At 70.9% G+C, this 21,756-nt stretch carries 21 protein-coding genes; 15 read left to right on the top strand and 6 right to left on the bottom strand.

All coding sequences use genetic code 11. From position 1 onward, the window contains the following. Positions 1-194 precede the first annotated feature (194 nt). The 4 genes from ATL45_RS21510 (at position 195) to ATL45_RS21525 (ending at position 5,497) form a co-directional block, all read left to right on the top strand. Complete coding sequence (locus ATL45_RS21510) at positions 195-2,441, top strand: polyribonucleotide nucleotidyltransferase (protein ID WP_093146527.1); 2,247 nt, start codon at positions 195-197, stop codon at positions 2,439-2,441. A gap of 95 nt (positions 2,442-2,536) precedes the next feature. Continuing rightward, a complete protein-coding gene (locus tag ATL45_RS21515) occupies positions 2,537-3,880 on the top strand; it encodes a M16 family metallopeptidase (RefSeq protein ID WP_093146526.1) in 1,344 nt (447 codons plus the stop codon). A 389-nt stretch (positions 3,881-4,269) separates the two neighbouring features. Beyond that, entirely contained in the window at positions 4,270-5,016 is a 747-nt protein-coding gene (gene dapB, locus ATL45_RS21520; RefSeq protein WP_211841257.1) for a 4-hydroxy-tetrahydrodipicolinate reductase, read from the top strand. Positions 5,017-5,104: 88 nt separating this feature from the next. After that, positions 5,105-5,497: a hypothetical protein gene (locus ATL45_RS21525; RefSeq protein ID WP_439332499.1), complete on the top strand. Its 393-nt coding sequence runs from the start codon at positions 5,105-5,107 to the stop codon at positions 5,495-5,497. Here the strand turns inward: ATL45_RS21525 and ATL45_RS21530 are convergent, their stop codons facing one another. Next, a complete protein-coding gene (locus ATL45_RS21530; protein ID WP_211841258.1) occupies positions 5,498-6,175 on the bottom strand; it encodes a TetR/AcrR family transcriptional regulator in 678 nt (225 codons plus the stop codon). A gap of 137 nt (positions 6,176-6,312) precedes the next feature. Between ATL45_RS21530 and ATL45_RS21535 the strand changes: the two genes are divergently transcribed. The 5 genes from ATL45_RS21535 (at position 6,313) to ATL45_RS21555 (ending at position 11,811) form a co-directional block, all read left to right on the top strand. After that, complete coding sequence (locus tag ATL45_RS21535; protein ID WP_093146522.1) at positions 6,313-7,194, top strand: NmrA family NAD(P)-binding protein; 882 nt, start codon at positions 6,313-6,315, stop codon at positions 7,192-7,194. A 511-nt stretch (positions 7,195-7,705) separates the two neighbouring features. After that, positions 7,706-9,529, top strand: a complete 1,824-nt coding sequence (locus ATL45_RS21540; RefSeq protein ID WP_246025469.1) for a selenium-binding family protein — start codon at positions 7,706-7,708, stop codon at positions 9,527-9,529. A 132-nt stretch (positions 9,530-9,661) separates the two neighbouring features. Further along, positions 9,662-11,320, top strand: a complete 1,659-nt coding sequence (locus ATL45_RS21545; protein WP_093147507.1) for a hypothetical protein — start codon at positions 9,662-9,664, stop codon at positions 11,318-11,320. A 48-nt stretch (positions 11,321-11,368) separates the two neighbouring features. Continuing rightward, positions 11,369-11,560 carry a hypothetical protein gene (locus ATL45_RS21550; RefSeq protein WP_093146520.1) on the top strand — a complete coding sequence of 64 codons (192 nt, stop codon included), beginning with the start codon at positions 11,369-11,371 and terminating at the stop codon, positions 11,558-11,560. 14 nt (positions 11,561-11,574) lie between these two features. Continuing rightward, entirely contained in the window at positions 11,575-11,811 is a 237-nt protein-coding gene (locus tag ATL45_RS21555; RefSeq protein ID WP_093146519.1) for a hypothetical protein, read from the top strand. A 107-nt stretch (positions 11,812-11,918) separates the two neighbouring features. On the opposite strand, the gene ATL45_RS21560 is transcribed toward ATL45_RS21555, so the two are convergent. Both ATL45_RS21560 and ATL45_RS21565 read right to left on the bottom strand, forming a co-directional pair. Then, positions 11,919-12,407 (bottom strand): VTT domain-containing protein, encoded by a 489-nt coding sequence (locus tag ATL45_RS21560; RefSeq protein ID WP_093146518.1) that lies wholly within the window; start codon positions 12,405-12,407, stop codon positions 11,919-11,921. Positions 12,408-12,613: 206 nt separating this feature from the next. Then, positions 12,614-13,177 carry a GNAT family N-acetyltransferase gene (locus ATL45_RS21565; protein ID WP_093146517.1) on the bottom strand — a complete coding sequence of 188 codons (564 nt, stop codon included), beginning with the start codon at positions 13,175-13,177 and terminating at the stop codon, positions 12,614-12,616. Between the two features lie 223 nt (positions 13,178-13,400). Here ATL45_RS21565 and ATL45_RS21570 point away from each other — a divergent pair, with 223 nt between their 5' ends. Then, on the top strand, positions 13,401-14,618 hold the full coding sequence (locus ATL45_RS21570; protein ID WP_093147504.1) for a winged helix-turn-helix domain-containing protein: 1,218 nt from the start codon (positions 13,401-13,403) through the stop codon (positions 14,616-14,618). Between the two features lie 15 nt (positions 14,619-14,633). Here the strand turns inward: ATL45_RS21570 and ATL45_RS21575 are convergent, their stop codons facing one another. Next, positions 14,634-15,011, bottom strand: coding sequence for a winged helix-turn-helix transcriptional regulator (locus tag ATL45_RS21575; RefSeq protein ID WP_093146516.1), 378 nt, complete (start codon positions 15,009-15,011; stop codon positions 14,634-14,636). 123 nt (positions 15,012-15,134) lie between these two features. Here ATL45_RS21575 and ATL45_RS21580 point away from each other — a divergent pair, with 123 nt between their 5' ends. Further along, entirely contained in the window at positions 15,135-15,785 is a 651-nt protein-coding gene (locus tag ATL45_RS21580; protein ID WP_093146515.1) for an NADPH-dependent F420 reductase, read from the top strand. Positions 15,786-15,885: 100 nt separating this feature from the next. Here the strand turns inward: ATL45_RS21580 and ATL45_RS21585 are convergent, their stop codons facing one another. Together ATL45_RS21585 and ATL45_RS21590 are read right to left on the bottom strand one after the other, a co-directional pair. Beyond that, positions 15,886-16,869, bottom strand: coding sequence for a DUF4097 family beta strand repeat-containing protein (locus tag ATL45_RS21585; RefSeq protein ID WP_093146514.1), 984 nt, complete (start codon positions 16,867-16,869; stop codon positions 15,886-15,888). Between the two features lie 15 nt (positions 16,870-16,884). Then, complete coding sequence (locus ATL45_RS21590) at positions 16,885-17,457, bottom strand: toxin-antitoxin system HicB family antitoxin (RefSeq protein WP_093146513.1); 573 nt, start codon at positions 17,455-17,457, stop codon at positions 16,885-16,887. A gap of 154 nt (positions 17,458-17,611) precedes the next feature. On the opposite strand from ATL45_RS21590, the gene thyX reads away from it, so the two are divergent. The 4 genes from thyX to dapA all read left to right on the top strand — a co-directional run bounded on the left by thyX (position 17,612) and on the right by dapA (position 21,751). Further along, entirely contained in the window at positions 17,612-18,364 is a 753-nt protein-coding gene (gene thyX / locus ATL45_RS21595; RefSeq protein ID WP_093146512.1) for an FAD-dependent thymidylate synthase, read from the top strand. A gap of 185 nt (positions 18,365-18,549) precedes the next feature. Beyond that, positions 18,550-20,007, top strand: coding sequence for a serine/threonine-protein kinase (locus ATL45_RS21600; protein ID WP_246025470.1), 1,458 nt, complete (start codon positions 18,550-18,552; stop codon positions 20,005-20,007). A gap of 36 nt (positions 20,008-20,043) precedes the next feature. Further along, positions 20,044-20,670: a TIGR03085 family metal-binding protein gene (locus ATL45_RS21605; protein WP_093146511.1), complete on the top strand. Its 627-nt coding sequence runs from the start codon at positions 20,044-20,046 to the stop codon at positions 20,668-20,670. A gap of 148 nt (positions 20,671-20,818) precedes the next feature. Continuing rightward, positions 20,819-21,751, top strand: a complete 933-nt coding sequence (gene dapA / locus ATL45_RS21610) for a 4-hydroxy-tetrahydrodipicolinate synthase (protein WP_093146510.1) — start codon at positions 20,819-20,821, stop codon at positions 21,749-21,751. Positions 21,752-21,756: the final 5 nt, after the last annotated feature.

Genomic DNA, 21,756 nt, shown 5'->3' on the forward strand with positions numbered 1-21,756 from the left:
CGCTTCGGCGCCGTTGCAACTATGAAGAGCGCTCACGGTGGTACGCACCGGGCAGGCGTCCGCCGGTCCTCGGTAGTGGCTGCCGGGCAAGTCGTCCGAACGGACGTTCCCGGGGGCTTCGATCGATGGCCGGCCTCGTCGGACCACGACCCGGATGCACCTGCCGTGGGCCTCGTGAGGACAGAGGAGTCATCTTGACCGAACCCCAGATCGACGAGGGTGTGTACGAAGCGACCGCGGTGCTGGACAACGGTGCCTTCGGCACCCGCACCGTCCGCTTCGAGACCGGACGGCTGGCCAAGCAGGCCGCGGGCAGCGTCGTCGCCTACCTCGACGACGAGACCATGCTGCTGTCGGCCACCACGGCGTCCAAGCAGCCGAAGGAGCACTTCGACTTCTTCCCGCTGACCGTCGACGTCGAGGAGCGGATGTACGCTGCGGGCCGCATCCCCGGCTCGTTCTTCCGCCGCGAAGGCCGCCCGTCCACGGACGCGATCCTGACCTGCCGGCTGATCGACCGGCCGCTGCGCCCGTCATTCGTGGACGGCCTGCGCAACGAGATCCAGGTCGTCGTCACCGTGATGAGCCTGGCGCCGGGCGACCTGTACGACGTGCTGGCGATCAACGCCGCGTCGGCGTCCACGCAGGCCTCCGGCCTGCCGTTCTCCGGCCCGATCGGCGGCACCCGGATGGCGCTGATCGACGGCCAGTGGGTCGCGTTCCCGACCCACGAGCAGCTGGAGCGGGCCGTGTTCGACATGGTCGTCGCGGGCCGCATCGTCGGCGACGACGTGGCGATCATGATGGTCGAGGCCGAGGCCACCGAGAAGACGATCACGCTGGTCGCCGAGGGTGCCCAGGCCCCGACCGAAGAGGTCGTGGCCGCCGGCCTGGAGGCCGCCAAGCCGTTCATCCGGACCCTGTGCCACGCGCAGCAGCAGCTGGCGCAGGCGGCGGGCAAGGCCGCCCAGGAGTTCCCGGTGTTCCCGGCCTACGCCGAGGACGCCTTCACCGCCGTCGAGCAGGCCGTCTCCACCGAGCTGGCCGAGGCGCTGAAGATCGGCGGCAAGCAGGAGCGCGAGACCCGGCTCGACGAGATCAAGGCGTCGGTGCTGGAGAAGGTCGCCACCGGCGAGGGCGAGCAGTTCGAGGGCCGTGAGAAGGAGCTCGGCGCCGCGTTCCGCTCGCTGACCAAGAAGCTGGTGCGGCAGCGGATCATCCGCGACCAGGTCCGCATCGACGGCCGCGGGCTGACCGACATCCGCAGCCTGTCCGCCGAGGTCGGCGTGATCCCGCGGGCGCACGGCTCGGCGCTGTTCGAGCGCGGCGAGACCCAGATCCTGGGTGTGTCCACGCTGAACATGCTGCGCCTGGAGCAGACCATCGACTCGTTGTCCCCGGAGACGACGAAGCGGTACATGCACCACTACAACTTCCCGCCCTACTCGACCGGTGAGACCGGCCGGGTCGGCAGCCCGAAGCGGCGCGAGATCGGCCACGGTGCGCTGGCCGAGCGCGCGCTGATGCCGGTGCTGCCGACGCGCGAGGAGTTCCCGTACGCCATCCGGCAGGTCTCCGAGGCGCTGGGCTCCAACGGCTCCACCTCGATGGGCTCGGTCTGCGCCTCGACGCTGTCCCTGCTCAACGCGGGTGTGCCGCTGAAGGCCCCGGTGGCGGGCATCGCGATGGGTCTGGTCTCCGACGAGATCGACGGCAAGACCCACTACGTGGCGCTGACCGACATCCTCGGTGCCGAGGACGCCTTCGGCGACATGGACTTCAAGGTCGCCGGCACGAAGGACTTCGTGACCGCCCTGCAGCTGGACACCAAGCTGGACGGCATCCCGTCCGAGGTGCTGGCTCAGGCGCTCGGCCAGGCCCGCGACGCCCGGTTCACCATCCTCGAGGTGATGGCCGAGGCGATCGGCAAGCCCGACGAGATGAGCCCGCACGCCCCGCGCGTGACCTCCATCAGCATCCCGGTGGACAAGATCGGCGAGGTCATCGGCCCGAAGGGCAAGATGATCAACTCGATCACCGAGGAGACCGGCGCGGAGATCACCATCGAGGACGACGGCACCATCTACGTCGGTGCCGCCGACGGTCCGTCCGCGGAGGCCGCGATCGACAAGATCAACGCCATCGCCAACCCGCAGCTGCCGAAGGTCGGCGAGCGCTTCCTGGGCACCGTGGTCAAGACCGCGGCGTTCGGCGCGTTCGTCTCGCTGCTGCCGGGCAAGGACGGCTTGGTGCACATCTCCAAGCTGGGCAACGGCAAGCGCATCGGCAAGGTCGAGGACGTGGTGAACGTCGGCGACAAGCTGCGCGTGGAGATCGCCGACATCGACAGCCGCGGCAAGATCAGCCTGGTGCTGGTCAACGACGAGGACGAGAAGTCCGAGGCCCCCGCCGAGCCGGAGGCCGAGAAGTCGGAGCAGTGATCTGCGACTGATCCTCGATGCGGCCCGTCCCGGTACGTCCGGGGCGGGCCGTATCGTCATGTGTGCACAGCCCGCCCGACCTTTTCCGTGGGGACATGAAGCAGCAGAAGAAGAACGTCGGTGGCCACCTGCAACGTCCCGGGACCACCCGGGTGCTCGGGCGCAGCGGGGACGCCGCAGTCCGGCGCACCGTGCTCCCCGGCGGGCTGCGGGTGGTGACCGAACCGGTGTCCGGCGTCCGCTCTGCGTCGGTCGGGATCTGGGTCGGGGTGGGCTCGCGCGACGAGGGCAAACCGCAGGCCGGAGCCGCGCACTACCTCGAACACCTGCTGTTCAAGGGCACCGCGAAGCGCACCGCGGTGGACATCGCGCAGGAGATCGACGGCGTCGGCGGCGAGCTCAACGCCTTCACCGCCAAGGAGTACACCTGCTACTACGCGCACGTGCTGGACCGCGACCTGCCGATGGCCGTGGACATGCTGTGCGACGTGGTCTTCGACGCGGTGAACGCGAAGTCCGACGTGGACGTCGAGCGCAGCGTGGTGCTCGAGGAGATCGCGATGCGCGATGACGACGCCGAGGACCTGCTGCACGAGCTGTTCAACTCGGCGGTGCTGGGCGACCACCCGCTGGGCAGGTCGGTCCTGGGCACCGAGGACTCGATCACCGCGATGACGCGGGCGCGGGTGCACGGCTTCTACCGCAGCCGCTACTCCATGCCGAAGATGGTGGTGGCCGCGGCGGGCAACGTCGAGCACGGCCGGGTGCTGCGCCTGATCCGCAAGGCCATCGGCGACCGCCTGACCGGCGACGAGCTGCCCGCCCCGCCGCGCACCGGCCGCGCCCGGCTGCCGCAGCAGAAGCGCCTGGTGCTGCAGCCGGACGACACCGAGCAGGCCCACCTGCTGCTGGGCTGCCGCAGCTTCGACCGCTACGACGAGCGCCGGTTCGCGCTCGGGGTGCTCAACGCCGCGCTCGGCGGTGGCATGAGCTCGCGGCTGTTCCAGGAGGTCCGCGAGCGGCGCGGGCTGGCCTACTCGGTCTACTCCTCGACCACCGCGTACTCCGATGCCGGAACCTTCTCGGTGTACGCGGGCTGCACGCCCGACCGGCTCGGCGAGGTCGCGACGGTGATCCGCGGCGTGCTCGCGGGCGTCGCCGCGGACGGCCTGACCGAGGAGGAGGTGGAGCGCGGCCGCGGTCAGCTGCGCGGAGGCCTGGTGCTCGGCCTGGAGGACAGCGCGTCCCGGATGAGCCGCATCGGCAAGACCGAGCTGAACTACGGCCGTCACTTCACCGTCGAGCAGACGTTGGAGCGCATCGACGCGGTCACCGCCGAGGACGTGGCCGAGCTCGCGGCGGAACTGCTCCGCCGCCCCCTCACCACAGCGGTCGTCGGCCCCTACGACTCCCTCGAAGAGCTCCCGGACGGCATCTGACCCCCGCGGGCGTTCCTCGGCCGGGCCGACGAGATTTCAATGGAAATCAGGTCTTCGATTTCCATTGAAATCAGGTCTCCAATTTCAATGGAAGTTGCGTGGATCGGTGCGTCGTCACCCGGCGCGCCGAGGACTGCGCGATTTCAATGGAAATCGGACGTCTGATTTCCATTGAATTTGCGTGGGTTCCGACGCACCACCGGTGTGTCGGGCGTGGCGGTGGGATCGGGATCTCCACGGGATCCGGGTGGTGGCCGTTGGAGCCCGGGCCCGGTCGGCCCGGACTGGTGGGAACTGTGGTGGAGCCCTCCGGGGTGTGTCCGATCGAGGGCGGGAACGGTGCATAGACTCGGGGGCGTCTCGGCATCGGGTGGAGAGGTAGTCGTCACGTGAGCATCAAGGTCGGTGTGCTGGGCGCCCGCGGGCGGATGGGATCCGAGGCGGTGCGCGCCGTCGGCGAGGCCTCCGACACCGAGCTGGTCGCCGCCATCAACCGCGAGGACGACCTGTCCGGCCTGGTTTCGGCAGGTGCGCAGGTCGCCGTCGACCTCACCCACCCCGACGCCGTGCTGGACAACGTCCGGTTCTGCGTCGAGCACGGCATCCACGTCGTCGTGGGCACCAGCGGTCTCGGTGCCGCGGAGCTGGAGCAGATCCGGTCCTGGCTGGCCGAGCGCCCCGAGGTCGGCGTGCTGGTCGCGCCGAACTTCGCCATCGGCGCGGTGCTGTCCATGCGGTTCGCCGAGCTGGCCGCGAAGTTCTTCGAATCCGTCGAGATCGTCGAGCTGCACCACCCGAAGAAGGCCGACGCCCCGTCCGGCACCGCCGCCCGCACCGCGCAGGTGATCGCCCAGGCACGGGCCGAAGCCGGGCTCGGCGAGGCCCCGGACGCCACGACCAAGGAGCTCGACGGCGCTCGTGGCGCGGACGTCGACGGCGTGCGCGTGCACTCGGTGCGGATGACCGGTCTGGTGGCGAGCCAGGAGGTGCTGTTCGGCACCGAGGGCGAGACGCTGACGATCCGGCACGACTCCTTCGACCGCCGCTCGTTCATGCCGGGCGTGCTGCTGTCGGTCCGCGAGGTCGGCAACCGGCCCGGCCTGACCGTCGGGCTCGACGCGCTGCTGGGGATCTGACTTGTCCGAGTCGAAGCAGCGCCGGTTCCTGACCCCGCGGACATCCGCGTTCGTGGTGGCGGCCGCACTGCTGGTCTACCTCGTGATCATGGGCCAGCGCGCCATCACGATGATCGTCAGCGGGGAGCCGGTGTTCATCGCGCTGGGTCTGGCGATCTTCGTGCTGCCGGTGCTCGGCGCGGTGCTCGTGGCCGACCAGCTTCGCTTCGGCGCGAGCACCGAGCGGCTGGCGCGGCGGCTGCACGAAGAGGGCGCGCTGCCGGACGTCTCGCACCTGCCGCTGCGGCCGTCCGGTCGCGTCGAGCGGGAAGCCGCGGACGCGTGGTTCGACGAGAAGCAGGCCGAGCTCGAAGCCGAGCCGGAGGACTGGCGGCGCTGGTTCGCCCTGGCGCAGGCCTACGACCTGGCCGGTGACCGCAACCGGGGCCGCAAGGCGATGCGCCGCGCGATCGAGATGGAGCGCCAGGACCGGCCGAGCTGATCAGCCGGAGGCACGCCGACGGCGGGCGCGCTGCCGGCAGGTCGCACCGCAGTAGCGCGCCGGCCGCCCGGTGGATCGGCTGCGCAGCCGGGCGCCGCACTCCACGCAGCACTCCTCGGTTCCGTGACGCTGCCCCGCGGATGTGTCACGAAACCGTCCATCTTCCGTGACGGTCCGCAGCCCGTCCAGCATCAGCCGCACCAGCCGTGTGCTCCGCGCCCGGTTCGGGTGTGCTGAGCGCAGCGCGGCACCACCGATGATGATTGCGGCCAGATCATCGGCCCGGACCTCTTCGCGTACCGCCCCAGCCTGCTTCGCGTTGCGCAGCAAGCGATCCAGCGCCTCGCTGAACCGCTGCGTCGCCGCGGTGAACACGGCGCGCGGCCAGCTCCGGTCGGCAGTGAACGCATCGCAGAAGTGCTGGCGCTCAGCCGATTTCCCGATCGCATCGAGCAGGAAGCCGAACAGCGCGTCACCGGGCGCGGCGCGGTCGGCCCACTGCTCCGCCGCCGCCACCAGCTCCGCGACGTGCTCGGCGAGCACCGCTTCGACCAGCACGTCCTTGCTGGGGAAGTGCCGGTAGACCGTTCCGGCCCCGACCCCGGCGCGCCGCGCCACCTGGCCGAGCGACACCTCCAGTCCGCCCTCGGTGAAAGCCCGCATCGCCGCGCGCAGCACGACCTCCCGGTTGCGCCGGGCATCGGCACGTTCGGTGCCGGGAACTGCTGGCATGTCACGCAATCCTTGTCCGCCGGGTGGAAACGGGTCGACCATTCCGGATCGTGCCAGTATCCACCACTTCCGGAGCGGACATCTTGAACACCTCACCGATCCTCGTCACCGGCGCCACCGGCAAGCAGGGCAACGCCACCGCGCGCCGCCTGCTGGCCGACGGCCGGCCGGTGCGAGCCCTGGTCCGCGACGCGACCGCCCCGGCCGCCGCGGCGCTGGCCGCCGCCGGTGCCCAGCTCGCGGTCGGCGACTTCGACGACCCGGCGAGCCTGCCGCCCGCGCTCGACGGTGTCGCCGCCGTCTTCGCCATCCCGCCCATCGAGGCGGCCCTGGGCAAGACCGACCTCGAAGAGACCCGCGTCCGGACGCTGATCGACGCGGTGGTCGCGGCGGGCGTCGAGCAGGTCGTGCTCAGCACGCTCGCCACCGCCTCGACCGACCTCCCCGGCGCGGTGGCGAAAGCGCGCATCGAGCGGTACCTGCAAGAGCGAGTCGCGACGGCCACCGTGCTGCGGCCGGTCCGGTTCATGACCAACTACATCAACCCACCGGGCACCGGCATCGACGGCATCTCCGGCGGCGTGCACCGGCACCTGTTCCCGCCGCACCAGCCGATGCAGATCATCGCGCTGGAGGACATCGCCGAGTTCGGCGCGCTCGCGTTCGCCGACCCGGCCCGGTTCGCCGGGCGCACGCTGGAACTGGCCGGTGACGAACCGACCCCGGTCGAAGCCGCCGCCGCGATCAGCACCGCCACCGGCATCCCGGTCCGGTACGAACAGCTCACCGACGAGGAAGCCGCCGCGGTCGGGCCGGGAATCGTCGAGGCGAAGGAGAGCTGGGAATCCGGCAGCCGCTGGCACGCCGACGTCGAAGCGCTGCGCGTGATCCACCCTGGACTGCGCACCTTCACCGACTGGTTGGCCCAATCCGGAGCCGCAGCGCTCCGAGAACACCTCAGCTGAACAACGCTCGTGAGCGCGGAAGCACATTCGGCGCTCACGAGCGCTTTTTCGTTCTGCGGCGGCGAAATACCGATCCGGTGTTAAATCCACGACCTCTTTCCGGGTGAAAGCCGTCGAGTGCGGTGCATTCGTCGCCGACGGACAGGTCCGATCTCAACCAGTGGTTGATCGTTGACAGCCGGTTCCGGTGTGCCGATCATTCCTGCCATGTCGAGGTTCGGCACTCTCGTCGCTCGCCTGCACGTCGATCTCGTGCAGCAGGCCAGCGCGCTCTGTCGCGTGCGTTAAGTCCCCGCCACCACTGCGCGGCAATTCGAATTCGCCACCGCGGTCGCGCAGCCGGGCAATGCGTTACCGGTCCACGGCAGGACGAGGAGAACGAAGCGCTCTCGCCCGCGCGTCGAGAGCTCGGCAGCTATTCGCCCGATTCCCCGTCGTGCGGCGCTCTTCCGGCCGCACGGCTGTTCCGGCACGCCCGAATCAGGGCCACACACCGATTCTCGGAGCATCGATGAAGACCAGATACCGAAGACTGTCCACCGGGTTGGGCGCCGCACTGCTGGCCATCGGCGCGGTCACGCTCCCGGTGGAGGACGCCTACGCCGACGTCGAAGTGTCCACCCACTCGATCAAGGGCGCCGACGGCAAGGACTACACGGTCACCAACCACCTGGTGCCGAGCGCGCTGGAGAAGTCCCGGTCCGACGGCAAGCGCAAGGAATGGCTGCTGGTGTGGGCCGGTGACGAGAACATCGCCGACACCGTCGTGCCGAAGGTCCGCGATCTGCCCGGATCGCTCACCGGCGGCATCGGCGACGTCGCGGATTCGCTGCCCGGCCCGGACTTCCTCGCCGTCATCGACGCCACCCCGGGATCTCCCGGGTACGGCGAGGTCGTCAACACCATCACCGTCGGGCCGCTGGTGGAGAACGAGCCGCACCACATGCAGTACGTGTGGCACAAGGGCGACACGATCTACGCCGGTGCGCTCTTCGGCGCGGCGACCTACGCCTTCGACGTCACCGCACTGCCGTCGGTGAAGCTGAAGGGCATCAGCCTGCCGTCGCAGACGCTCGGCGGTTCGGTGCCCGACGCGTACTGGGTGCTCAAGGACGGCACCGCCTACGCGACGTACATGGGCGGGCCAGTCGCGCCCGGCCCGTACCGCTACGACGACGGTTCGGTGCACATCGGCAACGGCTTCGCCGGCAGCCCCGGCGAAGTGGTCCGGTTCGACGAGAACGCCAAGGTGCTCTCGCAGTCGCCGGCCGCGACACCGGGCGGCGACAACGAGAAGCTGTGCGCCAACCTGCCGCGGCTCGGCCAACCGACCTGCGCCAACCCGCACGGCATCCAGGCCCGCGAAGACCTGAACACGCTGGTCACCGCGGACTACGTGGAGCCGCGCAACATCATCCTGGACCCGGTGAAGGCGCCGTCGCCGTACCTGCGGCGGCCGACCGTGCGGACCTGGGACATCTCCGACCGCAACCACCCGAAGCTCAAGGCGGTGTCCTACCTGCCCGACGGCCCGCGCGCCGACCCGAACGACCCGCTGCACCAGGAGAGCCGCGCGGTCATGGAGACGACCGTGACCAACCTGCCCGGTCACAAGGGCGCTTTCGCGCAGACCATGCAGGGCGGTGCGGTGTTCTACACGCCGGACATCACCGCCGCCGAACCGCAGTGGCGGCAGGTGTTCGACGACGGCACCGCGGCACCCGGCTTCGACGCGGCCAACGACCGCAACGGCGGGAGCTCCAACGGCGGCTGGATCCAGACCAGCCCGGACGACCGCTTCCTGTACCGCGCGATCCAGGGCCGCCAGCCCGGCACCTTCGGCGCCGACGACCCCGGAACCACCGGCGGCGTCTACGTGCTGGACATCTCGAAGCTGGTCGCGGCGGGCACCGACTACCGGTGCTCGATCGACACCAAGCAGGAAGCCGAGCACGGCGGCGCCGAGGCGGACTGCCCGACCCTGGCGGGGGCGACGCCGATCAACCCCGGCCGGCCCGGCGCGGGACCGCACTGGGGCGCCTACGACAACTTCGTGCTCGACGACGACGGCTACTACCGCGAGACCCAGCAGCCGCAGCGGCTCGCGGTGTCGAACTACTTCGTCGCCCGGTCCGGTCTGGACGGTGACCACAAGGTCAACCTGGTGCACCTGGGCCCGGACGGGAAGGTCTCGGTCGACGAGAACTTCCGCGACGAGGTCACCGGCGAGGTGGGCGTGAACTTCAACCGGAAGACCTGGCCGCACGGCCAGTTCGGCAACGCCAAACCGCACTCGGAGCTGTTCGTGGTCGCCGACGAGGACCTCAAGGGCTGATCGCGAACCCGCCGCGCGGCGCTGCCGGTCGCGCGGCGGGCCCGCTGAACCGCGTCGGTGGCGCCGTCTCCGCACGCACGGCGCCACCGGCGCGGATCCCTGAACCCGGAACACGAGAAAGCGGTGGAGCACATGCATTCCCACCTCGCAGCGTCCGAAGTGGACCTGCTGGGACTGGTGCTGCGAATGGTGCTGCTGACCAGCACCGCACTGGTGGCGGGCATCGGCCTGCTGCGCCCGGCGGTCGCGGTGCGGCCCCGGCTGGCCTGGGCCGCAGCGGCGCTCGCAGCCGCGGCCAGCGCTAGCTCCGCCGTGGTGCTCGACATCGACATCGGTTTCGCCGTCGCGCACGCGCTGCTCGCTCTCGCGGTGCCGGTCTCGCTGCGCTGGCGGACGGCGGCCACTTACCTGGGATTCGCGCTGGCCCTGCTGCTCATCGCCGAGGCCGCGCTGGAGCACGCTTCGTTCGAGTTCTTCCTCGACACGGTCTTCGCCGCCGTCGCGGTGGTCTGGTTCGGCATCGCCGCGGGGGAGTGGCGATCCGGCAGCGGACTGCGTCCCGGGCCGGTGGCGTTGACCGCCGCGATCGCGCTGGCGGGAGCGGGGACGGCGCAGCTGCTGGCGTCCGGTTTCCTCGACCGGCGCCTGGTGGAGAGCGCGCACGGCCTGGCGATGCTCGTGCTGACCGTCGCCGCCCTGGCGGTCCTGGTGCTGACCGTCGTGCTCCGCGATGTGCGGCAGCGCTACCGGTTCGGCGCGGCGGGCGTGCTGGTCGCGGTCGTCGCGTGGACGGCGCTGCCGGGACTTCCGCCACCGGCCGACCTGCCCGTGCCCGGAGTTCCCCGGGTGGTGACCGCTGCTGGAACATCGGTACTCGTCAGCCCGCACCGGCCGGGGCGGAACCTGGTGCACTTCCCGGAGAGCGCCGGGCTGGAAGTGGTGGTGGAGACCGCTGCCGGACTCGCCCGCGCGGTGCCCCGCCCGGGGAGTTCCGGGACCTGGGCGGAGATCGACCTGCCTGCCGGCCGCAGCGAACTGCTCGTGCGGCGGGGCGCTGAAGAGGCGTCGGTGGATCTCGACACGGGAGACCTGCCCGCACTGCCCGGTGGAGTGGGCCCGGACGGTGCTGAATGCGCCAGCGACGCCTTGGGCGGATTCGCCGCCGGATCACCGGACGTCCTCGACCGCTGCCCGTCCGCCGAACTGTCCGAAGAGGACGGTGAAGCGCTGGGGAAGCTGGTCGGATACCTCGCCGAAGTCCCGGTCCCGGCGATCAACGTGGTCGGCGACGACTCGCCCCGCGGACGTGCCGCGACCGAGCTGGTGACCGCTGCGGCCCAGCAGCGCGGCATTCCGCTCCGCGAGGACCGGGAGGGCGCACTGCTCGTGGTGTCCGGCTGGTCCCGCGCGGCCGAAGCGCTCGATGACGCCAACCGCGGCACGAGCTACCTCTACGGCGTGCAGCTGGCTCCCTGGCTGCTGCACGGCCCGGTGGTGAACAAGGTCCCCGGCGTCTCGATACCGCTCCGGTTCGACCCGCGCGACCAGCGCTCGCTGGCCTACGGCATGACCCTCGCCGCGCGCTTCGGCGGCGAACCGCCCTCGCTCGCCGGATTCCGCCGCTGGCTCGCGGCCCGCGGCGAGCACGTCACCGGCGCGGTCTCGGTCTACGCGTCCGCACAGGTCGACGTCATGCAGATGCCCACCCACCAGCACGGCAGCGCCGCGGCGGGCCAGTGGATCCCGAAGGGAACCATCGTCGCCATCTCCGGCCCGCTCGGCACCGGCTGACCGAACCCGGCCGGACCAGCAGGAACCGGCCAGACAGAAGGAGGAACCATGTCCGCAACCATCCGCAGGCTCGCCGCGGTCGCCGCCACCGCGATCACCGCCTGCTTGCTCACCGGCGGCGTCGCGACCGCCGAACCGATCTGGGTGGTCCCCGGCGTCGACCTGGGCCCGCTGCTCGAACCGTCGGTGCAGCTGCCCACCCAGCTGCTGGCACCGGTCTTCGACGTCCTGAACCCGTGAGCGGAGGAACCACCATGACCAAGCAGAACACCTGCCGCGCACTCACCGCCGCTGTGCTCACCGGTGCCGCGCTGCTCGGCGCCGCACCGGCCGCGATCGCCGAGGCGCCCCGCCAGGACGGCGTCGCCGTCGTCGACGAACCGGACACCAGCGAGCTGAACAACAAGTGGACCTTCGCGCCGCTGGGCGTGCCGGTCTTCGGGCTGATCGACTCCCTCAGCGGCGTGCCGAAGAGGCTGGGGCTGATCTGACTCCGAGCACCGGGCCCGGCGCATCCCGTCGCGGGCACGGTCCGGCCCGGACCGGCTCGACCTCGGGCGCCGCTGGGCCCGGTGACACCGGCGCGCGCCGGGCGGCGTCACAACCAGGCGACGATCACGCCCGGCGCGATGGCCAGGGCACCGAACCGGACGAAACGCCCGATGAAACCGGTGATCACGAACGTGGACAGCGGCACCTTCGCCCAGCCGGCGATCACCGCCACCGCGGCGAACGGCGGCAGGCTCGCCGTGGCGCTGACCAGCAGGACCGCGCCCGTCCACACCGGACGCTGCTGGCAGTTCGCGCGGAACCGCTCCAGCCACTCGCGCCACCGCCCGCTCTTCTCGCCCGTGTTCTTGCGGCGGAAGAACTTCGGCAGCCGGATCACCCCGCGCGCCGCGTAGAAGTGCAGCAGCTTCCCGCCGATCTGGCCGGTGGCGATCACCACCGCCAGCAGCCACCACGGGATCTCCGGACCGTTGAGCACCAGGCCGATCGCGAACAGCTCGACGCTGATCAACGGGAGCAGCGCGGACGCCACCGACACCCCGAAGGCGGTGGACAGCAATCCGATGACGGTCAGCACGTTCGCCCCCAGCGCGTTCAGACCAGCTGACGGAAGGCTAGCAATTCGAGCACGTTCCGCTCAGCGAACCCGCTTCGAACGAATTCCGCGTGCGAGCTGCAGGTTGTGCGCCTGCGGTGCCTGCGCCTTCCGGGATGCGGTGCGTCGGTCATCGCGGCTTCGGCCACCAATCGGGGTGAAAGGTTCAGTCGAGCGGAAGAGCGCGTTCACGAAGTCTTGAACTGGAGTTCCAGCGAACCGGACAACCGCAGCTCACGCAGCGGACGCCCACCGGCGTCCAGCGTCCGTACCGTACCGTCCGGGGCCCATCCCGCGCTGCCGAAGAAGGCCATCGACGCGGTGTCGGCCTCCGGAACCCACGTGATGCCCCGGGTGGCACCGGTCGCGGCCAACCGCTGCGCCATCGCGCCCAGCAACCGGCCGCCGTGCCCGCGCCGCCCCCAGCGCGGCTCGACCAGAAGTGCGCTGACCAGGACCACGGTGCTCGCGTCGGGCGGCATCGAGCCGTTGGCCGCCGCGACCTCCGGCTCCGGCGCCGGGCCGGCGGCGCAGAACCCCACGACCCAGGAACCCTCGGTCGCCACCAGCACGGTGGCCGGCCCCTCGGTCAACGCCTGCTGCCACTCCTGCTCGGCGGCGGCGCTGTCCAAGCCGTTCAGCACCTCGGCGGGCAGCAGCTCGGTGTACGCGGTCCGCCAAGTGGTCAACTGGATCCGCGCGATCTCCGCGGCATCGGACGGCACTGCTTCCCGCACCTCGGCATCAGCCATGCGGTCAATCTAGAGGTTGCCGCGGTCGCTGTGCGTGGCGGCTCAGCTACCAGATGGTGGAGCACGTCTGCGCTGCGGGATAAGGCCGGTGAACGGGCGGTGACGGGAGCAGGCTCGTTGAGCGTGCGGGAGTTGCTTCGCGCTCAACGCAGCGTGCGCGTTCTGGCACTGCGTGGTGCGACCCGCCGTCGGGCTGTCGGTCCTCGCTGGCACCATCGGGCGGGTGCAGACCATGAGCCGCGACACCGCTCGCCGAGTTGCTTTGGCCGCCCAGGGATTCGCCGACCAGCCGCCGCGCGGCGACGTGACCCGGCGGCATCTCCTGCGAACGTTGTCCCGGACCAAGCTGCTGCAGCTCGACTCCGTCAACGTCGCCGTCCGCGCCCACTACATGCCGCTGTTCAGCCGGCTGGGCGCCTACGCTCCCGAGCTGGTCGACACCGCTGCCTGGTCGCACCGGGCGCGGCAACCCCGGCTGCTGGTCGAGTACTGGGCGCACGAAGCCTCGCTCATCCCCATCGAGGACTGGGCGCTGCTGCGCTGGCGGATGCGGGAGTACGGCGGTGCGTGGCGGCGGCGCAGCCGGGAGCTCCTCGAACGCTCGCCGGAGCTCGTCGACGACGTGCTGGCCGCGGTCAAGGACCTCGGCCCGATCGGCGCGGGCGCGCTGGAGCGCGAGCTCGGTGGCGGTGAGCGCCAAGGCCGCGGCCCCTGGTGGAACCGCACCGACACCAAGCGCGTCTGCGAGCTGCTTTTCGCGATGGGCGAGCTGACCACCGGAACCCGACGCGGCTTCGAACGCCTCTACGACCTGCCCGAGCGCGTGCTGCCCGCTCACGTCCTCGGCCACGAACCCGAGGACGACGAGGCGATCCGGGCGCTGGTGGAGCGGTCCGCGCACGCGCTCGGCGTGGCCACCGAACCCGATCTCCGGGACTACTACCGGCTTTCCCCGTCCCAGTCCCAGCAGGCGGTGGCCCAGCTGGTCGAGGACGGCGTGCTCGAACCCGTCTCGGTGAACGGCTGGCGGCAGCCCGCCTACCGGCACTCCGCGGCGCGGATTCCGCGCAAGGTGACCGGCCGCGCGCTGCTGTGCCCGTTCGACCCGCTGATCTGGGAGCGCTCGCGCGCGGAGCGGTTGTTCGACTTCCACTACCGCATCGAGATCTACGTTCCCGAACCCAAGCGCAAGTACGGCTACTACGTCTTCCCCTTCCTCCTCAACGGTGAACTGGTGGCCCGCGTCGACCTGAAGGCGGACCGCGCCGCAGGCGTGCTGCGGGTGCCCGGCGCGTTCGCCGAACCGGGCTCCGACCTGGGCGAGGTCGTCCCGGAACTGGCGGCCGCACTGCGCGACATGGCGTCCTGGCTGGGCCTCGACGACGTCGTCATCGGCGACCGGGGAGATCTCGCGAAGCCCCTTCGCGCGGTCACCCGCTGAACTCCGGCCGGGGCATCAGCCGACCCGAGGCCGTTCGGCGCGTTCCTGCGCCGCGACGACCTCGTCGCCGTACCGGGCCGCCCACGCGCCGAGCGCCTCGATCGGTTCGAGCAGGCTCTCGCCGAGCTCGGTCAGGTGGTATTCGACCCGTGGCGGTGCTTCCCGGTACGAGTTCCTGCTGACCAAGCCGTTCTGCTGGAGGCGGCGCAGCGTCTCGGCGAGCACCTTCGTGCGGATGCCACCTATCCGCCGCTGGAGCTCGACCGGGCGCAGCGGGCCGTTGCGCAGGACCCAGACGACCACCGGGTTCCAGGTGTTCGACAGCAGGTCGAACGCCAACCGCGCGCGGCAGTCGGCGATGAACCCGCCCTGCCCGGGGAACAGCTCGGTCATCGGTCCCTCCTCGCCCGTCGTGGTGTCATCCTCGCCCGCTCGAAAGCAACCGAGTGGTACCTGTTGCGCCGCTTAGGTTCGGCGGCGTCGAACGGACACGCCGGATGAGAGCGAGCAACTGCAATGCGGATCGGAATTCTGGGCACTGGCAACATGGCCGCCGCGCTCGGCGCGCAGTGGGCCTCCTCGGGCCATGAGCTGATGGTCAGCGGTCGACAACCCGCGAAGGCCGAGGCGCTCGCCCAGCGCCTCGGACGGTCGGTGCGCGCTGGAACGGTCGCCGAGGCCGTCGAATTCGGGTCGGTCGTCCTGATCGCGGTCCTGTCCGGAGCGGTCCGGGAGGTGCTGTCCGCAGCGGGTGCCGAGTCCGGTTCGTTCTGCGACAAGGTGGTGGTCGACTGCAGCAATGCCGTCGTCCCCGGCCGGTTCGTCCTCGACCTCCCGGCCGGTTCCTCGATGGCGGAGCAGATCTCCGAACAGGCGGTCGGTGCGAAGGTGGTGAAGGCGTTCAACCTCTGCCACGAGTCGATCTGGCGCTTGACGCCACCCGCGTTCGACGGCCGACCGCTGCTCGTCCCGCTGTGCGGCGACGATGCGGGCGCGGTCGAGATCGTGCGCTCGCTGGTCACCGACATCGGCTGCGAGCCCGCCGACGGCGGCGGACTGGAACGCGCCCCGCTCCTGGAAGCGACTGCGGCGTTCGCGATCGGACTGTGGGCCCGCGGAGTGGAAGCACAGGCGATGCTGCCACCGTTCGAAGCCGCCGACATGTGACCGGCCGAGGTGCGGGGCCGGTGGATCGTGCTGCACATCCGATCCACCGGCACCGCGCGGTGACCACCGCGCGCCGCCGCGGTCGAGCGTTGCGATTCCGTCAGGTCGCGGTCGTCAGCACGGCATCACCTGTCCCGGTCCGGCCGAAGACCCGCAGCTTCGGTTCCTCTTCCGGCGCTTCCTCGGACACCACCAGATCGCTGCTCGCGCTGCCGGTCGACGAGGTGAGGTCCACCTCCGCGGCGGTGCCGCGGTGGATCGAGACCTGCAGCTCGCCGGAGCCGGTGATCAGCTCGACCTGACCCTCGGTCGCGTCCGCGACGGTCAGGTCACCGCTGCCCGAGCGCGCCAGCACGTCGGCCGACACCGTGCCGAACCAGACGTTCCCGCTGCCGGTGGCCACCGACGACGCCGCACCGAGCGAACTGATCTCGATGTCGCCGCTGCCGCTGCGGGCGTGCACCCCGCCGGTCATCGTGCCGAGGCGGAGCTGACCCGAGCCGGACCGCACGGTGGCCCGGTCGGCTGCCTGCTCGACCGACGTGGTGCCCGAACCGGACTGGATGTTGACCCGCCCGGCGGGCCCGGCGACGCGGACCTCGCCGGAGCTGGTGTGCACCCCGACCTCCGAGTCCAGCGGGGCGCGCACCTTCACCGCGAGCGGGACGTTCCGCAGCGGCGAGGTCGCCGGGGTCCGGATGGCGAGCCGGCTGCCGGTCAGGTCGATCCGGGTCTGGCGAACCGCTTCGGCGACCGGCTCCTGCGACCCGCGGAACTCGCCGCCGGTGCGGATGCCGGCGTCGCCGAACTGCTCGGTGACCCAGCTCAGCAATCCGCTCAGCCCACTGCGCCAGTCCGGTCCGGACGCCGCCGGATCGTGCCGGACCTCGACGTGGGTGACCGCCGTGTCCGCCAGCTCGACGGTGACCGGGCCGAGGCTGTTGCCGATGTCGATGCTGATCGGCCCGGCGGTGTCGAAGTCCTGGCTCCGCACCAGCTCGGCGAGCTTCTCCTCGGCGGACGAGCCGTTCTCGTCACCGCGCGGCTCGTCCGGGTCGGGCGAGGGGATGTCGTTGTTCGTCATCGTTCGCACCGCCCCTCAGCCTTCTACCCAGCCGCGGATGCGCGAGCCGGGCTCGCCGCGCCAGTGGCCGCGCGGACCGCCACCGGGCGGGCCCCACTGCCTGCCGCCGCGCCCGCGCCGCGGGTTGTCCCACGGCCCGCGCGGTCGTCCGGTGTGCAGCGCGCCCTGCACCGCCTGGGCGACCCAGGTGTTCAAGGACACGCCTTGGGTCGCGGCGGCCTGCTCGGCCTGTGACTTGATCTCTTCGAGCAGCCGGAGCGTGATGCGGCTGATGTCACCGCTCTCACCGCTGGGCGGTGGCGGTGGTGGTGGTTCCTCCGTTTCGTCGTCGGCGGACGGTGCCTGGCTGGTGCCGCTGACCACCACCCGGACGTCGCGTCCGTCCAGCCGGATGTCGACGACCGGGCCGTCCAGCTGGGTCGTCACCTCCGCTGCGAGGTCGGAGAGGGCGTTCATGATGGCCAGCCGGGCGGCGGGCTCGATCGCGCCGGACAGCACCGCCGCGGTCTGCCGGGTCTGGTCGTCCCCGGCGGAAGCGGCGGAGCCGAGGTCCGAGCGAAGCTGGTCGATGTAGGGGTTCAGATCCATGACGCCATGGTGACATCGTTCATGGCGTCTTGCAATGACTCGATGGTGTCATCCGGTGTCACCGAGCTGCGGCGACTAGGCTCGGGCGGCACCCGGAGTCGTCGTTGCGGCGGTCGTCGACCGCCGAGCGGAGCAAGGAAGGGGTCCGCCCGCAGTGACCGAGATCGTGCGGCCGAAGGTCCAGCTCGTCGGCAAGACCGAGTTCTTCCCGCCGGAGGACGTGGCCTGGTCGACCGACGCCGACGGCGGGCAGGCGCTGGCCGAGTTCGCCGGCCGGGCCTGCTACCAGTCCTGGGGCAAGCCGAACCCGGCCACCGCCACCAACGCCGGCTACCTGCGGCACATCCTGGAGGTCGGCCACCTGTCGGTGCTGGAGCACGGCTCGGTGTCGTTCTACCTCTCCGGTCTCTCCCGCTCGCTGACCCACGAGCTGATCCGCCACCGCCACTTCTCCTACTCGCAGCTCTCGCAGCGCTACGTGCCGGAGCACGACGCCGCGGTGGTCGAGCCCGAGGTCATCGCGAACGACCCGGAGCTGCACGAGAAGTTCGTCCGGGCGACCGAGGCCGGTGTGGCCGCCTACACCGAGCTGCTGGCGGCGCTGGAGGAGAAGTTCGCCGACGAGCCGAAGGCGACGCTGCGGCGCAAGCAGGCCCGGCAGGCCGCCCGCGCGGTGCTGCCGAACGCCATCGAGACGCGCATCGTGGTCACCGGCAACTACCGCGCCTGGCGGCACTTCGTCGCGATGCGCGCCTCCGAGCACGCCGACGTCGAGATCCGCGCGCTGGCCGTCGAGTGCCTGCGGCAGCTGCAGAAGGCTGCGCCGAACGTGTTCAGCGACTTCGAGATCACCGCGCTGCGGGATGGCACCGAGGTCGCCTCCAGCCCGCTCGTGTCCGAGGGCTGAGCTCCGCGCCGGTGGGCCCGGCGAGGAAGAACCGCTGCTCGAGCGCGTGGACGTCGTGAAGCCGGGTCTCGGGTTCGATGGGAACTTTTTACGATTCGGCGCAGTCCAAGTGAGCACGTCGTTCATCTGATTGGATGAACGCCGAGGTGCAGGTCATTGCGCTTCGTGGTCGCACGTGAGTACGGGTGGAGGGCATCGCCGTGGTGGAGCAGGTCGGGTCGGGTGCGCAGACCAGGCTGATCGGCGGTCGGTACCAGGTCATCCAGGAGCTCGGCCGCGGCGGCATGGGCATCGTCTGGCGGGCCTGGGACCAGGTGATCGGCCGCGAGGTCGCGATCAAGGAACTGCACCTGCCCGACGGGGTGCCCCCGGCCGAGCGGCAGGTCTACGAGGAGCGCGTGTTGCGCGAGGCGCGCACGGCCGGCCGGCTCAACGACCCCGCGGTGGTCACGGTGCACGACGTGCTCGCCGAGGCGGGCACCACCTACATCGTGATGGAGCTGGTGCAGGCGGTCACGCTCAACCAGTACGTCGCCCAGCACGGGCCGTTGCGCCCGGAGCAAGCCGCCGACCTGGCCCGCCAGGTGGTCTCCGCGCTGGAGAGCGCGCACGCGGCGGGCATCGTGCACCGCGACGTCAAGCCCAGCAACATCATGGTCGCCGACGGCCGCGTCAAGCTCGCCGACTTCGGCATCGCCCAGACCCTCGACGACCCGCGGCTGACCACCAGCGGCGCGATCATCGGCTCGCCGTCGTTCATGGCGCCGGAGCGGCTGCAGGGCGCGGACGCGAGTCCGGCCAGCGACCTGTGGTCCTTGGGCGCGACGCTGTTCTTCGCCGTCGAGGGCTGGATGCCCTTCGAGCGCCAGACCACGGCGGCCACCTTGAACGCGGTGCTGAACGAGCCGCCGCAGCTCTCCCGCCCGCACGGCGTCGTCGGCTCGGTGATCACCGGCCTGCTGATCAACGATCCGCGCGCGCGGTTCACCGGCCCCCAGGTCCGGGCGCTGCTGGACAGCGTGCCCGCCAACGGCGCGCCCGAGAGCACGAGGCCGGGAACCCGCATCGCGTCGGTGCCGCAGCCGAAGGGCCGGCTGCGGCCGTGGCTGATCGCCAGCGGCATCACCGCACTGGTGCTGTTCGTGGCCGGGCTGCTGGTGGGGCGGTTCGCGCTGGTCGGCAACAGCGACCCGATCGCGATGGAGCCGACGCTGACCTACGGCAAGGGCGGCGACATCGAGATGATCAGCCTCGACGACGAGAAGTGCGGCGTCGGCAGGATCGCGACCCGGGCCCAGCTCACCGAGGGCGTGTCGTGCTCGGAGCCGCACGACTTCGAGCTGGTCACGAAGTCCACCCCGTTCAGCTCCAGCGACGACGAGCTGCCCTACCCGGGTGCGGAAGCGCTGGCCCGCTACGGCGAGGGCTACTGCTCGATCTACTTCGACTCGGACAAGATCCTCGCGCCGGGCAAGCAGAACGCGCTGCGCTTCGTCGCGCTGATCCCGTCCGAGCAGACCTGGACGGACCTGGCGGACAGCAGCACCTCCAGCAGCAGCGGCCCGAGCCCGGCCGACCAGTCCGTCTACTGCGCGGTGTACAGCGCCAACGGCGACAAGCTGCAGACCTCCGTCACCGGATGATCGAAAGCCCGCGGCGGCAGGCACTAAGGTGGGCACATGGGTGTGGCCAGCGATGAACGTCAGCAGTTGTGCGATCTCCTCGAGCAGCTCGGCCCGGACGCGCCGACGCTGTGCGAGGGGTGGACGACGCGGGACCTCGCCGTGCACCTGGTGGTGCGCGAGCGCCGTCCGGACGCGCTGGCCGGAAAGCTGCTGAAGTCGCTGGCCGAGCGCAGCGGGCGGATCGAGGAGGAGCTGCGCGCGCTGCCGTGGCCCGAGCTGGTCGACCGGGTGCGGCAGGGGCCGCCGAAGTGGAACCCGATGGGCCTGGCGGGCGTGGACGAGGCCGTCAACGCCGCCGAGTTCTACGTGCACCACGAGGACGTCCGGCGCGCCCAGCCGGACTGGCAGCCGCGGCCGGCGGACCCGGTCCGCGAGGACGCGCTGTGGAAGTCGCTGGGCCGGGTGGCGCGCGTGTTCTACGGGCGCAGCCCGGTGGGCGTGGTGCTGCGCCGCCCGGACGGCACCGAGATCGCGGCCAAGAGCGGTCCGCGCACGGTCCGCATCAGCGGTGAGCCGAGTGAGCTGCTCCTGCACGCGTTCAGCCGACGTGCTGCGAAGGTCACGTTCGACGGCAACGAGGCGGATGTGCTCGCAGTCGAGGATCTGCGCCGCTCGTTCTGACCCGAGTGCCGGAAACTCCGCAGCAACGGGCCTGCTCGGCCGAAAGATGCACGGCTGGGAACGGGTGCGGGACTCGGGGTTTCCGGAATGTTCGGTGACCCCGGTCCGGGGGCTCTGAACAGGGAAGTCACCAGGTAGCGTCAGGGCCATGACCGCCTGCCCCACTGCGATTCCGGGCCGCCCGTTCGGCCGCGTCCTGACCGCGATGGTCACGCCGTTCGACGAGGACGGGAAGCTCGACCTCAAACTCGCCCAGGAACTGGCGACGTACCTGGTGGACAGCGTCGGCAACGACGGGTTGGTCGTCAACGGCACCACCGGCGAGAGCCCCACGACCAGCGACCACGAGAAGCAGCAGCTGCTGCGCGCCGTGGTCGAGGCGGTGGGGGACCGCGCGACCGTCGTGGCGGGTGCCGGCACCAACAACACCGAGCACTCCGTCGAGCTGGCCCGCGCCGCGGAGCACGCCGGTGCGCACGGCCTGCTGGTGGTCACGCCGTACTACTCGCGACCGCCGCAGGAGGGCCTGTTCCAGCACTTCTGGACGGTCGCCGACGCCACCGAGCTGCCGGTGATGCTCTACGACATCCCGCCGCGCTCGGTCGTGCCGATCCAGGTCGACACCCTCAAGCGGCTCGCCGAGCACCCGCGGATCAAGGCGGTCAAGGACTCCAAGCACGACCTGCTGGCGGGCAGCGAGGTGCTGGCCTCCACCGACCTCGCGTACTACTCCGGCGAGGACCCGCTGAACCTGCCGTGGCTGTCGGTCGGCGCGGTCGGTTTCGTCAGCGTGATCGGGCACGTCGTGGGCGACCGGCTGCGCTCGATGCTCGACGCCTACGAGGCCGGTGACATCAACGGCGCCCGGGAGATCCACAACGGACTGCTGCCGGTGTACCGGTCGATGAACTTCGTCGGCGGCGTCATCTTCTCGAAGACCGCGTTGCGGCTGTGCGGCTACGAGACGGGGCAGCCGCGGCTGCCGCTGCCGGCCGCTACCGAGGAGCAGGTGCGATTGATCACCAGCGACCTGTGGGATGCTGGCCTGGTATTGGTCAATCCGGACGCCGCACAGAGGTGAACCAG

Origin of the sequence: Saccharopolyspora antimicrobica (assembly GCF_003635025.1) — a bacterium.
Lineage (GTDB): Bacteria > Actinomycetota > Actinomycetes > Mycobacteriales > Pseudonocardiaceae > Saccharopolyspora > Saccharopolyspora antimicrobica.